Source organism: Planococcus beijingensis, assembly GCF_016820615.1.
GTDB classification, from domain to species: domain Bacteria; phylum Bacillota; class Bacilli; order Bacillales_A; family Planococcaceae; genus Planococcus; species Planococcus notacanthi.
Genome location: NZ_JADHDZ010000012.1, coordinates 38955 through 52112 on the forward strand (window position 1 = coordinate 38955; position 13158 = coordinate 52112).

The following is a 13158-nucleotide window of genomic DNA, read 5'->3' on the forward strand; positions in this document are numbered from 1 at the left end:
TAATGATTAGTATTATAAGACTGTATAAAAATTAAGTCAATAGTATTTTTATTAATAAAAAGAAAATTGAAAAGAATGTAACGCCGAGAAATGCAGTGAAAATAGGGAAAATTATAGAAAAAGCTTATAATATCAAGGGTTTTCATGTATAATAATGACAAAGTTAGTAGGGAAGGGGAGCGGGTCATGAGTTTGAAGAGAGATCAAAAGGCGGAAACGCGCGAAGTCACCTCAATTCGCAATGACTATGTCCGTTCAGTAGAAATGGAAGGGGAACGCAAAAAAGCGCATCGAGTCCGGTTGTTCAGACGATTGACCGTCTTTGGCCTGCTGGTCCTGATGGCCACCATTTGGGTAGGCTCCACCATTTATGCACAAACACAGACGATTTCTGAAAAAGAAGAGCTTCGTATACAAGCTTTGCAGCAGCTTGAAGAGGTTGAAAAACAGCAGAGCCAACTGGAAGAGCAAATTCTACTACTGAATGATGAAGAATATTTAGCGAAATTAGCGCGCAAAGATTATTTCCTATCAGATGAAGGAGAAATCATTTTCACTACACCTAATACTGAAAAAAAAGATGAAGAAAAACCATCAGAAGAAGAGTAGTCGGTTGACACTCTTTTTTTGATGGTTATAATAAAAAGTGGGACAAGTCCCGCAAAATGACAGTGTGGCCCAGCTTTTTGGAGTCATCTTAATTTTTAAGGAGGAGCATTTTTTTTATGTCGATTGAAGTAGGCAGCAAGTTAGAAGGTAAAGTCACAGGTATTACAAACTTTGGAGCATTTGTTCAGCTTCCAACTGGTGCAACAGGCCTCGTGCATATAAGTGAAGTCGCCGACAATTATGTCAAAGATATCAACGATCATCTTAAAGTTGGCGAAATGGTAGAAGTGAAAGTCATGAATGTAGAAGCAGACGGTAAAATCGGTCTTTCCATTCGTAAAGCGAAGCCACAGCCAGAAGGCGGAACAGAACGACCACAACGACCACGCCCAAGCAATCGTTCATTTGATCGCGCTCCAAAAGAGAACTTTGAAACTAAAATGGCGAAGTTCTTGAAAGACAGCGAAGAAAACATGACGACCTTAAAACGCGCTACTGAATCAAAACGTGGCGGCAGAGGGGCAAAAAGAGGCTAACTTGCTAGCTGTTTTAATAGTATAGGGAAATGCTTCAACTCAGCTGGAATTTAATATTGAAACGCTTCTCACTTTGGGAAGCGTTTTTTTTAGCACATTCCAAAAGTTTGCCGAAGGTTTCCGTGAAAAAAAGCAGCGCCTTTATAAAGGCGCTGCTTGGTGTTAAGGTATTCAATTGAAAAATGATGGCGGCAGAGGGGATCGAACCCCCGACCTCACGGGTATGAACCGTACGCTCTAGCCAGCTGAGCTACGCCGCCTTGTTTAAACGAACATTTAATAGCATACTATTGAATGCTGGACATGTCAATTGCAAATTGAAATTTTTTTAACCTAACCTTCTCCAGTATTTGAAGAAAGAAGGCTTAGGCAAGTGAGGTGAGGAAATGAAGAGTTTTCAAGAGCTGATGATGCAGCATATCCACAAACACCGATTATTTGAACCAGGCGATCTGGTGTTGGTAGGCTGTTCAGGTGGGATTGATTCCATGGTATTGCTCCATTTCCTGAATTCAAAAAAAGAGGAGCTTGGCATTTCGCTGGCTGCAGTGCATGTCGACCATATGTTGAGAGGCGAGGAATCCCATCAGGATCGGTTGTTCACGGAAGCGACAGCGACTGAATGGGAAATCGGATGCTTTAGCCGGGCGATTCCAATTCCGGCCATATGGAAAGAACAAGGCGGCAACAAACAGCAGGTATGCCGTTCGGAAAGATATGATTATTTTCAGGAAGTCATGGAACAGACCGGTGCCGCTAAGTTTGCAACCGCACACCATGCCGACGATCAACTCGAAACGATTCTTATGTCAGGCGTGCGAGGAAGCCTTCAGAACGGGTCATTCGGGATGCAGGCCAGTCGTCCGTTCGGTCGGGGCTCTTTGGTACGCCCTCAATTGTCAGTAACCAAGGAACAGGTTGCCGCGTACGCTGCGCAGCATAAAGTCTCTTATCGGGAAGATTCCAGTAACCAAGAAGCAGTCTATACGCGGAATCGTCTGCGCCAGCGGATTTTGCCGCTCCTTAAAGAGGAAAACAGCCAAGTCTCCCAAAATTTCGTGGAGTTGGCTGAAGACATGCAGCAGGATCAGCAGTTTCTCCAGGATTTGGCCCAAGAGAAATTACGGCAGTTGATCCAGGTGAAAGAAGATGAAATCAGTTTGTCTGCCAAAAGTTTCAGACTTGAAGCGTATGCTTTACAAAAAAGAATGGTTCTACTACTATTAAACTATCTATATAATCGGAAGCAAGTTCCCGTAACAAGACAGCTGGTTGAGCAAATGCAGGAGATGATGCAGAGTTCAGCGGGCACTGTTTTTTTACATTTGCCGCAAAATTATGTAGCGACCCGCCAATACGACACGGTTTTCCTCAATCGCCAATCGCTGGAAAAAGTGGCCGGAACAGACCCTGTACGCCTTACCGGGGATTGGTCGCAAGTTTATTGTGGCTGCCGATACAGAGTGCTGCCGTTCACCCAATTTGAACAAGCGGAAGATGCTGCGGTCTGGCATTTTTGCGCACCGGAAGATTCGCGATTCTTTGTAAGGAACAGAAAACCGGGAGACCGGATTCTGCTTGCTGGAATGGATCAACCGAAAAAATTGGCCCGCTTGATGATTGATGAAAAAATCCCTGTGCCTATGAGAGAAAGTTGGCCTGTCATTGCGACTGACAAAAACGAACTTTTATTAGTGCCAGGCATACGCCCATCCGCCAAGGTCAGCCAGCAAAGATGTGACGGAGACAATTGGGTACTAATTGAACAATTTAATAGAATGTAAAACAAGGAATACTAGGAGGTCCACCATTTTGCAGAATGACATTAAAGAAGTATTGATCAGTGAAGAACGGTTACAGGAAAAAGCCCGTGAATTAGGAGCGGTGTTGACAGAGGACTACAAAGACAAATATCCGTTGGCTATCGGCGTCTTAAAAGGTGCAATGCCTTTCATGGGCGATTTGATGAAACGCATTGACGGTTACGTCGAAATGGATTTCATGGATGTCTCAAGCTACGGCAACGCTACCGTTTCTTCTGGAGAAGTTAAAATCATCAAAGACTTGAACGCCAGTGTCGAAGGGCGTGATCTCCTGATCATCGAAGACATCATTGACAGTGGATTAACACTCAGTTATCTAGTTGACCTGTTCAAATACCGGAAAGCGAAATCAATCAAGATCGTTACCTTGCTGGACAAGCCAACAGGACGGAAAGTAGACTTGAAAGCGGATTATGTCGGCTTTGTAGTGCCTGATGCATTCGTTGTAGGTTACGGGTTGGACTATGCAGAAAGATATCGGAATCTGCCTTATATCGGAATCTTGAAGCCTGCAGTTTATAGTGGAGAAGAAGGATAGACAATGTTCGTTCACAGTCTGTTTATTTAACAGCGGGAATAAGGCCTTTTCGTTGTATGCTTAAATGTTCCTATGGTAGTATTTAGTATAGTTTTAGGGAAACTTTATGAGGAGGCGCGGGATGAATCGGATATTTCGATACACCATATTTTATTTACTGATTTTCCTAGTTATTATCGGGATTCTGGGTACCTTTAACAACAGTAACCAGCCGACTGAAAATATAGGATATAACGAATTTTTGGAAGCATTGGAAAATGGGCAGATTGAAGAAGTGACGATCCAGCCGGATGCTATGGTTTACGAAGTAACCGGGAAAATGACCGGTTATGAAGAAGGGCAATCTTTCGTTACCAATATTCCTTTGGAGAACGAGGCGTTGACTGCTGAAATCGATGCAGTTGCCAAAGCACAAGATGGTGTTGAAATTGAATATTTGAAAGCTCCACAAACAAGTGGTTGGGTTTCATTTTTCACTGGCATCATTCCTTTCATCATCATCTTTATCCTTTTCTTCTTCTTGCTTAATCAATCACAAGGCGGCGGAGGCGGCCGTGTGATGAACTTTGGCAAAAGTAAAGCGAAGCTATATGATGATCAAAAGCATAAAGTTCGCTTTAACGATGTAGCTGGTGCAGATGAAGAGAAACAGGAACTTGTAGAAGTTGTTGATTTCCTGAAAGATCCGCGCAGATTCGCAGACATCGGTGCCCGCATTCCAAAAGGGATTTTGCTTGTTGGACCTCCGGGTACTGGTAAAACTCTATTGGCGCGTGCTGTTGCCGGAGAAGCTGGGGTTCCTTTCTTCTCCATCAGTGGTTCTGATTTTGTTGAGATGTTTGTCGGTGTCGGGGCTTCCCGAGTTCGTGATTTGTTTGAAAACGCTAAGAAAAACGCACCGTGTATCATTTTCATCGATGAAATTGATGCAGTCGGACGCCAACGTGGCGCCGGTCTTGGCGGTGGGCACGATGAACGTGAGCAGACATTGAACCAACTATTGGTAGAGATGGATGGTTTCGGTGCAAACGAAGGCGTCATCATTATTGCCGCAACTAACCGTCCAGATATTCTGGATCCGGCGTTGCTGCGTCCAGGACGTTTTGACCGTCAGATTACTGTAGGCCGTCCAGACGTAAAAGGCCGTGAAGAAGTGCTTAAAGTACACGCACGCAACAAACCGCTTGACGAAAATGTTGATTTGAAAGCGATCGCTCAGCGTACACCTGGATTCTCGGGTGCCGATTTGGAGAACTTATTGAACGAAGCGGCACTTGTTGCAGCCCGTCGCAGTAAGCTTAAAATCGATATGTCAGATCTTGATGAAGCATCTGACCGCGTTATTGCAGGCCCTGCTAAGAAAAATCGCGTTATTTCGAAAAAAGAACGCAATATCGTGGCATTCCACGAATCTGGACATACTGTCATCGGTTTAATATTGGATGACGCAGATATCGTCCATAAGGTAACCATCGTTCCTCGCGGACAAGCAGGCGGCTATGCTGTTATGCTTCCAAGAGAAGACCGTTACTTTATGACGAAACCGGAATTGCTTGATAAGATTGCCGGATTGCTTGGTGGCCGTGTGGCTGAAGATCTTTCATTCGGCGAAGTATCAACCGGCGCCCATAACGATTTCCAACGTGCAACGGCTATTGCCCGCAGCATGGTTACGGAATATGGGATGAGTGACAAGATTGGACCTGTCCAATTCGGTACGGCACAAGGCGGGAATGTCTTCCTGGGCCGTGACTTTAACTCAGAACAAAATTATTCTGATGCGATTGCTTTTGAAATCGATCAGGAAGTTCAACGCATCATCAAAGAGCAGTATATCCGCACGAAAGAGATTCTGACTGAAAACGAAGATCTTCTGAAACTGATCGCGAATACATTGCTTGAAGTTGAAACCCTGGATGCTGCCCAGATCCTTCACTTGAAAGATCATGGAACGCTTCCTGAACGCTCGTATGAGTCACTTAATGGTGACTTTGGGGATGAAAGCACGCCTGATTTGAAAAAAGATAGCGATGTCCCAGATGCAGTAGGAGCGTCATCCGACCCTTCAGCTGGAGACCTGCCATCAGAAGAAGGCGAAGCAACTTCAGTAGGAGAGCCGATTCCAGAAAAACGCAAATAAGATAAACGATGAGCTGGTTGCCCGTTCCCTTTGAAGGGGAGAGGCAACCAGCTTTTTGCTTTCCTGAAATTATGGTATGATGTGTTGGAAATTCGTCAATAAGCGAGGGCAAATCATGATTCTAGTATTGGACGCAGGAAACACGAATATTGTCCTGGGTGTCTACAGCCAGGATCAGTTAATACATCATTGGCGAATGGAAACCCTTCGCCACAAAACGGAAGATGAATACGGCATGCAGATCAAAGCTTTTTTGAACGATGCAGGACTCGGATTTTCATCGATTGATGGCATTATTATGTCTTCTGTAGTGCCGCCGATCATGTCGGCGCTTGAGCGCATGTGCCAAAAGTATTTTCACGTAAAGGCCCTTATTGTGGGTCCGGGTGTAAAAACGGGATTGAACATCAAGTATGATAATCCTAAAGAAGTAGGTGCGGACCGTATCGTCAATGCAGTCGCAGCTATTCATGAATACGGCAGCCCGCTGATCATTGTGGACTTTGGTACTGCCAATACTTTCTGTTACATTGATGAAAAGCAGCAATACATGGGAGGCGCAATCGCTCCCGGCATCAATATTTCAACAGAAGCACTGTATGCCCGTGCTTCCAAATTGCCGCGGATTGATATTTCCACGCCTGACCATGTCGTTGGGAAAAACACAATTTCGGCTATGCAGGCTGGGATCATCTTTGGCTATGTGGGCCAGGCAGAAGGCATTGTGGCCCGTATGAAAAAGCAAAGCAAGGAAAAACCGACTGTCATTGCAACTGGAGGAATGGCTTCTTTGATTGCCGGCGAGTCGACCATCATTGATTATGTAGATCCTTTATTGACATTAAAAGGACTGTATTTAATTTATAAACGCAACCAAGCGTAAAGAAAGGAACGATAAATGTGTCAGATTATTTAGTACGCGGCCTTGCATTTAATGGGAGTGTCCGTGCATTTGCGGTAGACAGTACGAAAACAGTGGGAGAAGCACAGCGCCGCCACATGATGTGGCCGACAGCTTCAGCGGCTTTGGGGCGCGCCATGACAGGAGGCGTCATGTTTGGCGCTATGCTGAAAGGCGACGACAAAGTAACGATTAAATTTGAGGGTGGCGGACCCATCGGTGCATTGCTGGTTGACAGCAACGCAAAAGGCGGCGTTCGTGGGTATGTTTCTAATCCTCAAACGCATTTTGATTTGAATGAAAAAGGGAAATTGGATGTCAGCCGTGCAGTTGGGACGAACGGCATGATGTCCGTTGTCAAAGATCTTGGCATGCGTGACAATTTCACAGGGCAGACACCGATTGTATCGGGTGAAATTGCTGAAGACTTCACTTATTATTTCGCATCATCCGAACAGGTTCCTTCCTCGGTCGGACTTGGTGTTCTGGTGGATACAGACAACTCGGTATTGGCGGCTGGCGGTTTTGTCGTTCAATTGATGCCGAATACAGATGATGAAACCATTACGAAATTAGAAGAACAATTAGCCGCAATCGAACCTGTTTCCAAAATGATTCAACGTGGATTATCACCTGAAGAAATTCTTGAAGCAGTGCTTGGAGAAGGAAATATTCAAATTCTTGATAAAATGCCGGTACATTTTGACTGCAATTGTTCTAAAGACCGTTTTGCTACAGCTATTCTGGGGCTTGGGAAAAAAGAAATTCAAGACATGATCGATGAAGACGGCATGGCAGAAGCACAATGCCATTTCTGTCTGGAAACGTATCATTATTCTAAAGAGGAACTTGAGTCGTTTATCAATGAACTCCAGTCATAATAACCGGCGACCTGTGCCACCGGCAGGCACAGGAAAGCCGAAAAGACATCTGAAGACCAAACCGGTGCTGCTGGTCATCGGCATTTTGCTGCTGGCTAACTTCCTGTGGTTTATTGCATGGCTGATACCCAACGATACCGGCAATGCGGAAAAAGTCGCTTCCGTCAGCGGTGATGAGATTACACGGGAAGAGTGGCTGGCTGCTATGGAAGAGCAGCATGGCCGCGAAGCATTGCTTGAACTGGTCAACGAAAAAGTAATGGCAACTGCAGCGGAAGATTATGGAATCAAAGTAAGTGATAAAGAAATTGATTTGGAACTGGCGCTTCTCCGCTCTTCGCAGGACGGTACAGAGACGGCTCTTTACGCAGCGGATGAAACACGCCAACGCGAGAAAGTTGCAGCCCAATTGATTCTGGAAAAAGTGTTGACGAAAGATATTGTCATTGAAGACAGCGAAATCAAAGCTTTTTACGATGACAATCAATCGCTTTACGATGTGAAAGATTCTTACCGAACGCGCATGATTATGTTGAACTCAGTAGCAGAGGCGGAAGAAACCATTGCAGAGCTGGAGAAAGGCTCTTCTTTCGAAGCGACTGCCCGTGAACGTTCGGTCGACAGCGCAACCGGTAATTTAGGTGGCGACATCGGCTATATTTCAAGTGGTGAGCCAGGCGTAGACGCTAATATCGCAAAGAACGTAGCGAAAGTGGATGTTGGCGGCTGGTCATCTCCTTTGGCACTTGAAAATGGCAAAACCGCCATCATTTCTGTAACGGAAAAAGTTGGTGGCCAGACATTTTCGTTTGAAGATGTAGAAGGCCACATCAATCGTGAGCTGGCATTGGAACAATTGCCGCAATCGGTCACTCCGGAAGCATTCTGGCAGGAATTTGACGCGGAATGGTTTTACGGAGAATAAATTCTGGACGTTTCGGCAACGAAACGTCTATTTTTTATGAATTCATACAATTTGACAAACGGTCTATTTTATTGATACCATTAGCTTTATTAAAGTCGACAAAATCACTAGGGATTAGGAGTGTTGAAGATATGGCGCGTGTAGGAAATTCAATTACTGAATTGATTGGGCAAACCCCAATTGTGAAGTTAAACCGATTAACAGGTCCTGAAGATGCGGACGTTTACTTGAAATTAGAATACTTCAATCCAGGCAGCAGTGTGAAAGACCGCATTGCCCTGGCGATGATTGAGGCGGCTGAAAAGTCCGGAGATCTAAAAGAAGGCGATACCATCATTGAACCGACTAGCGGCAACACAGGCATTGGCTTAGCGATGATCGCAGCGGCAAAAGGCTATAAATCTGTTTTGGTTATGCCTGAAACAATGAGTATGGAGCGCCGCAATCTATTGCGTGCTTACGGAGCGGAGTTAATCTTGACGCCAGGAGCAGACGGAATGAATGGTCCAAATGGCGCCATCAAAACTGCTGAGAAAAAAGCGGCTGAAAACGGCTGGTTCATGCCACAGCAATTTAACAATGAAGCAAACCCTGAAGTGCATCGTTTGACGACAGGACCGGAAATTGTTGAAACAATGGGCGACCAATTGGATGCCTTCATTTCAGGGATCGGCACAGGCGGTACGATTACGGGTGCGGGACAAGTATTGAAAGAGAAGTATCCCGATATCCAAATCGTGGCCGTGGAACCTACGGATTCTCCAGTATTGTCTGGCGGCAAGCCGGGACCGCATAAAATTCAGGGGATTGGGGCAGGATTTGTTCCTGCTGTATTGAACACTGAAATCTATAGCGAGATTATCCAAGTCACAAACGACCAGTCCTATGAAACTGCACGCCAAGCAGCTCGTGAAGAAGGTATCCTTGGAGGCGTATCTTCAGGTGCTGCCATTTACGCGGCTCTTCAGATGGCTAAACGATTGGGCAAAGGCAAGAAAGTGTTGGCGATCATCCCATCCAACGGAGAACGCTACTTAAGTACTCCACTTTACCAATTCGATGAATCCAACTAAAATACAAAAAGAGTGCGCTTTAATGGCCGCTCTTTTTTTGTGGAAAAAAACCAATGAATTAAGGTAAGATGAAGGCGCGCTTTTATTTCCCAGGAAATCGATACATATTTAAAGTTTGGACGGTGAATCTGCATGAAAATTAATTTCGATGAGAAAACGCTCGTTATGGGCATCCTGAATGTCACTCCGGATTCTTTTTCTGATGGAGGCAAATACAATGGGGTGGAACAGGCGATAGTGCATGCCCGGCAAATGATTGCAGATGGTGCTGACATCATTGATGTGGGAGGCGAGTCAACGCGTCCTGGCTATGTGCGGATCTCAGATGAAGAAGAAATTGGACGGATCGTTCCTGTTATCGAAGAACTGCGCCGGCAGTTTGACGTGTTGATTTCCGTTGATACCTATAAATCGAAGGTGGCCGATGCAGCGATTGCTGCTGGTGCACACGTCATCAACGATATTTGGGGAGCTAAGTACGATCCCGCGATTGCAGGCATAGCGACAAAATGGGATGTGCCTATTATCCTTATGCACAACCGTAACGATACGTTATATACGGATTTTCAAAAGGATTTTATGGAGGATTTGAACGAAAGTATAGAAATCTCTTTAAAGGCTGGTGTGAGCCGGGAAAATATCTGGCTTGACCCTGGCGTCGGATTTGTTAAATCAGTGGCGCAAAATCTTGAAGCGATGCAAATGATCGGCCAGCTTACGAACTTGGGTTATCCGATTCTTCTCGGCACTTCAAGGAAATCGTTTATTGGAAAGATTTTGGATGTTCCTGTTGATGAGCGATTGGAAGGATCGTTGGCTACTGTTTGCTATGGCGTCAATCAAGGCTGCCACATTGTGCGGGTCCATGATGTAAAAGAAACGGTACGTGTAGTGAAGATGATGGATGCGCTCAATGGCAAGCGGCCATACAAGGAGGAAGACTGATGGATTTTATTCACGTGAATGATATGGAATTCTATGGTTATCACGGGGTGTTCCTTGAAGAAACGAAACTCGGCCAACGATTTCGCTTGACGGTTTCATTGGCGGTAGATTTGCAGAAGGCGGGAGAAACGGATGCATTGGAACATACAGTGCATTATGGAGAAGTTTATGAAGCTTGCCGTTCAATTGTCGAAGGCGAGCCGAAAAAATTAGTGGAGGCTGTAGCAGAAAGTATTGCCAGCCGTATTCTTTCGGAATTTCCATTGGTGCAAGGCATCCGTGTCCAGCTCATCAAGCCGGATCCGCCGATTCCTGGCCACTATAAATCAGTTGCCATCGAATTGACGCGAGGGAAATTCTCATGAACCTAAGTTATTTATCACTCGGCTCCAATATGGGCGACCGTTTTGAAATGTTGAGGCAGGCTGTCGCGCAGCTGGCGGAACAGCCTGCTGTTACCGTTACCCAAATTTCTTCACTCTATGAAACAGATCCTGTTGGTTACACAGATCAGGAACCATTCCTTAATATGGTTGTCCAGCTCGAAACGGAATTGACGGCGATGGCATTATTGGATGTTTGCCAGATGATTGAGCAAAACTTGAACCGCAAGCGTCTTGTCAGATGGGGGCCGCGCACAATTGACCTTGATATTCTTCTATACAATCAGGACCGGATAGAAACAGCTAGGCTTACCGTTCCGCACCCAAGAATGAATGAGCGGGCTTTTGTTCTCATCCCTTTATTGGAAATAGATCCTGGTCTTGAAGTGGCAGGAACTCTAGAAACTGATGGCGTACTTTTATGGAAATCCTATAATAGCCTCGCGGCGTTTCTGCAGGATGCGCATTAACAACTGTATTAAATAGGTGGGACGCGGAGATGTGGGCAGCAAAGATTCGCGTGTATGCAGAGACTGCCACAAATTTGTGGCAGCTTTTTTATGTAGTATGGTAAGAAATTGTGTACAATAGAGAAATACATGAATGAGATTGGCTTTATATAGATAAAGGAGTGTAGGACATGTCAGAAGAATTAAATGACCAATTATTGGTGAGACGCGAAAAAATGCAAGCATTCCGTGATCACGGAATGGATCCTTTCGGCGGCCGCTTTGAGCGGACTCATTTGTCGCAGGAAATTATCGAACAATACGGAGAGCTTTCTAAAGAAGAGCTTGAAGAAACGCCGCACGAAGTCGTCATTGCTGGACGGGTTATGACAAAACGTGGAAAAGGAAAAGCAGGCTTTGCGCATATTCAGGATCTTAAAGGGCAGATTCAAATCTACGTCCGCAAAGATGCAATTGGTGAAGAAGCTTATGAATTTTACAACACAGTCGACTTGGGGGATATCTTAGGCGTTAAAGGGACTGTCTTTAAAACAAACGTAGGGGAACTATCGGTAAAAGCGAAAGAAGTAACGTTCCTTACAAAAGCGTTGCGTCCTTTACCGGAAAAGTTCCATGGTTTAAAAGATGTAGAACAACGTTACCGCCAGCGCTATTTGGATTTGCTGACAAGCGAAAGCAGCAAAGAGACTTTCATTCTGCGCAGCCGGATCATCCAATCGATGCGCCGCTACTTGGATAACGAAGGATTCCTGGAAGTGGAAACTCCGATGCTGCATTCAATTGCAGGGGGAGCAGCTGCCAAACCATTCATTACACACCACAATGCGTTGGACATGGAATTATATATCCGCATTGCGATTGAACTTCACTTGAAGCGTTTGATTGTCGGTGGTCTTGAAAAAGTTTACGAAATTGGCCGCGTCTTCCGCAACGAGGGAATATCCACACGCCACAATCCCGAATTTACGATGCTGGAGCTTTATGAAGCATACGCTGACTTCAATGATATTATGGCGCTTACTGAAAACTTGGTTGCCCATATTGCTCAGGAAGTTTTGGGAACTACTACTGTCCAATACGGGGAAGATGAGATTGATTTAGCTGTAGGTTGGAAACGACTACATATGGCCGATGCCGTAAAAGAATATACAGGTGTTGATTTTTGGAAGCCGATGACAAAAGAAGAAGCGCATGCTTTGGCGAAAGAACATCAGATCGATGTGAAGCCTACTATGGAAGTGGGACATATTTTAAATGAATTCTTTGAGCAGAAAGTAGAAGAGCAATTAGTTCAACCTACTTTCGTTTACGGACACCCAGTTGAGATATCGCCTTTGGCTAAAAAGAATCCTGAAGATGAGCGGTTTACTGACCGTTTTGAATTGTTCATCGTTCGCCGTGAGCATGCCAATGCCTTTACGGAGTTGAACGACCCGATTGATCAGCGCCAACGTTTTGAAGCGCAGTTGATCGAAAAGGCTGAAGGAAATGATGAAGCCCATGAAATGGACGAGGACTTCATAGAAGCTTTGGAATACGGATTGCCGCCAACGGGTGGATTAGGAATAGGCATTGACCGCTTAATCATGTTGTTGACGAATTCTTCTTCTATTAGAGATGTTTTATTGTTCCCGCAAATGCGGCCGAAAGAATAAGAAGCCTTTAGGGATAGCCGGTTTAAAGTGAAAAAGCTTTAAATCGGCTTTTTTTAAAAAAAGACTTGTTTCTATTTTAAAACGATGCTATACTATTTCTTGTCGCGTTTTTCATAATAAATAACGCGGAAGAAAATAAAGTAAAAAAGTTATTGACTTCCTGTTAGGAAGCTGGTAATATTGAAAAGTCGCCAATAAGCGCGGCAAACAACTTGAACCTTGAAAACTGAACAGCAAAACGTCAACATACAGCAACGGCCGCGCAAAACGGCCCGCGCA

Annotated in this window: 13 protein-coding genes and 1 tRNA gene; 13 read left to right on the plus strand and 1 reads right to left on the minus strand. The window is 44.9% G+C overall.

Annotated elements, in window-relative coordinates:
- The first annotated feature begins 186 nt into the window (after positions 1-186).
- A complete protein-coding gene (locus tag IRE19_RS18150; protein WP_191716926.1) occupies positions 187-609 on the plus strand; it encodes an FtsB family cell division protein in 423 nt (140 codons plus the stop codon).
- Between the two features lie 116 nt (positions 610-725).
- A complete protein-coding gene (locus IRE19_RS18155) occupies positions 726-1145 on the plus strand; it encodes a S1 domain-containing RNA-binding protein (protein ID WP_203341430.1) in 420 nt (139 codons plus the stop codon).
- Between the two features lie 186 nt (positions 1146-1331).
- Here IRE19_RS18155 and IRE19_RS18160 read toward each other — a convergent pair.
- Positions 1332-1405: transfer RNA gene (locus IRE19_RS18160), tRNA-Met, on the minus strand.
- Between the two features lie 126 nt (positions 1406-1531).
- Here IRE19_RS18160 and tilS point away from each other — a divergent pair.
- The 11 genes from tilS (at position 1532) to lysS (ending at position 12879) form a co-directional block, all read left to right on the plus strand.
- Positions 1532-2929, plus strand: coding sequence for a tRNA lysidine(34) synthetase TilS (gene tilS, locus IRE19_RS18165; protein ID WP_203341431.1), 1398 nt, complete (start codon positions 1532-1534; stop codon positions 2927-2929).
- A gap of 25 nt (positions 2930-2954) precedes the next feature.
- Positions 2955-3506, plus strand: coding sequence for a hypoxanthine phosphoribosyltransferase (hpt, locus tag IRE19_RS18170; RefSeq protein WP_191716939.1), 552 nt, complete (start codon positions 2955-2957; stop codon positions 3504-3506).
- Between the two features lie 121 nt (positions 3507-3627).
- Positions 3628-5646 (plus strand): ATP-dependent zinc metalloprotease FtsH, encoded by a 2019-nt coding sequence (ftsH, locus tag IRE19_RS18175; protein WP_191716929.1) that lies wholly within the window; start codon positions 3628-3630, stop codon positions 5644-5646.
- Positions 5647-5761: 115 nt separating this feature from the next.
- Entirely contained in the window at positions 5762-6529 is a 768-nt protein-coding gene (locus tag IRE19_RS18180) for a type III pantothenate kinase (protein WP_203341432.1), read from the plus strand.
- Positions 6530-6546: 17 nt separating this feature from the next.
- Positions 6547-7428 (plus strand): Hsp33 family molecular chaperone HslO, encoded by an 882-nt coding sequence (gene hslO, locus IRE19_RS18185; protein ID WP_203341433.1) that lies wholly within the window; start codon positions 6547-6549, stop codon positions 7426-7428.
- Positions 7412-8353 (plus strand): peptidyl-prolyl cis-trans isomerase, encoded by a 942-nt coding sequence (locus IRE19_RS18190; protein ID WP_203341434.1) that lies wholly within the window; start codon positions 7412-7414, stop codon positions 8351-8353. The genes hslO and IRE19_RS18190 overlap by 17 nt, the downstream gene beginning before the upstream one ends.
- A 131-nt stretch (positions 8354-8484) precedes the next feature.
- Positions 8485-9426, plus strand: coding sequence for a cysteine synthase A (cysK, locus tag IRE19_RS18195; RefSeq protein ID WP_203341435.1), 942 nt, complete (start codon positions 8485-8487; stop codon positions 9424-9426).
- A 132-nt stretch (positions 9427-9558) separates the two neighbouring features.
- The gene (gene folP, locus IRE19_RS18200; protein ID WP_203341436.1) at positions 9559-10371 is read left to right on the plus strand and encodes a dihydropteroate synthase; all 813 of its coding nucleotides are present in this window, start codon (positions 9559-9561) and stop codon (positions 10369-10371) included.
- A complete protein-coding gene (gene folB / locus IRE19_RS18205) occupies positions 10371-10736 on the plus strand; it encodes a dihydroneopterin aldolase (protein WP_203341437.1) in 366 nt (121 codons plus the stop codon). Before folP ends, folB begins: the two co-directional genes overlap by 1 nt.
- The gene (folK, locus tag IRE19_RS18210; protein WP_203341438.1) at positions 10733-11224 is read left to right on the plus strand and encodes a 2-amino-4-hydroxy-6-hydroxymethyldihydropteridine diphosphokinase; all 492 of its coding nucleotides are present in this window, start codon (positions 10733-10735) and stop codon (positions 11222-11224) included. The genes folB and folK overlap by 4 nt, the downstream gene beginning before the upstream one ends.
- A 170-nt stretch (positions 11225-11394) precedes the next feature.
- A complete protein-coding gene (gene lysS / locus IRE19_RS18215; RefSeq protein WP_191716937.1) occupies positions 11395-12879 on the plus strand; it encodes a lysine--tRNA ligase in 1485 nt (494 codons plus the stop codon).
- The last annotated feature ends 279 nt before the right edge of the window (positions 12880-13158 follow it).

Excerpts from the sequence above, each read along its gene's own strand:
- tilS (WP_203341431.1), top strand. The coding sequence starts at position 1,532 with ATGAAGAGTTTTCAAGAGCTGATGATGCAGCATATCCACAAACACCGA.
- IRE19_RS18150 (WP_191716926.1), top strand. The coding sequence starts at position 187 with ATGAGTTTGAAGAGAGATCAAAAGGCGGAAACGCGCGAAGTCACCTCA.
- ftsH (WP_191716929.1), top strand. The coding sequence starts at position 3,628 with ATGAATCGGATATTTCGATACACCATATTTTATTTACTGATTTTCCTA.
- folP (WP_203341436.1), top strand. The coding sequence starts at position 9,559 with ATGAAAATTAATTTCGATGAGAAAACGCTCGTTATGGGCATCCTGAAT.
- IRE19_RS18180 (WP_203341432.1), top strand. The coding sequence starts at position 5,762 with ATGATTCTAGTATTGGACGCAGGAAACACGAATATTGTCCTGGGTGTC.
- lysS (WP_191716937.1), top strand. The coding sequence starts at position 11,395 with ATGTCAGAAGAATTAAATGACCAATTATTGGTGAGACGCGAAAAAATG.
- IRE19_RS18155 (WP_203341430.1), top strand. The coding sequence starts at position 726 with ATGTCGATTGAAGTAGGCAGCAAGTTAGAAGGTAAAGTCACAGGTATT.
- folK (WP_203341438.1), top strand. The coding sequence starts at position 10,733 with ATGAACCTAAGTTATTTATCACTCGGCTCCAATATGGGCGACCGTTTT.
- IRE19_RS18190 (WP_203341434.1), top strand. The coding sequence starts at position 7,412 with ATGAACTCCAGTCATAATAACCGGCGACCTGTGCCACCGGCAGGCACA.
- folB (WP_203341437.1), top strand. The coding sequence starts at position 10,371 with ATGGATTTTATTCACGTGAATGATATGGAATTCTATGGTTATCACGGG.
- cysK (WP_203341435.1), top strand. The coding sequence starts at position 8,485 with ATGGCGCGTGTAGGAAATTCAATTACTGAATTGATTGGGCAAACCCCA.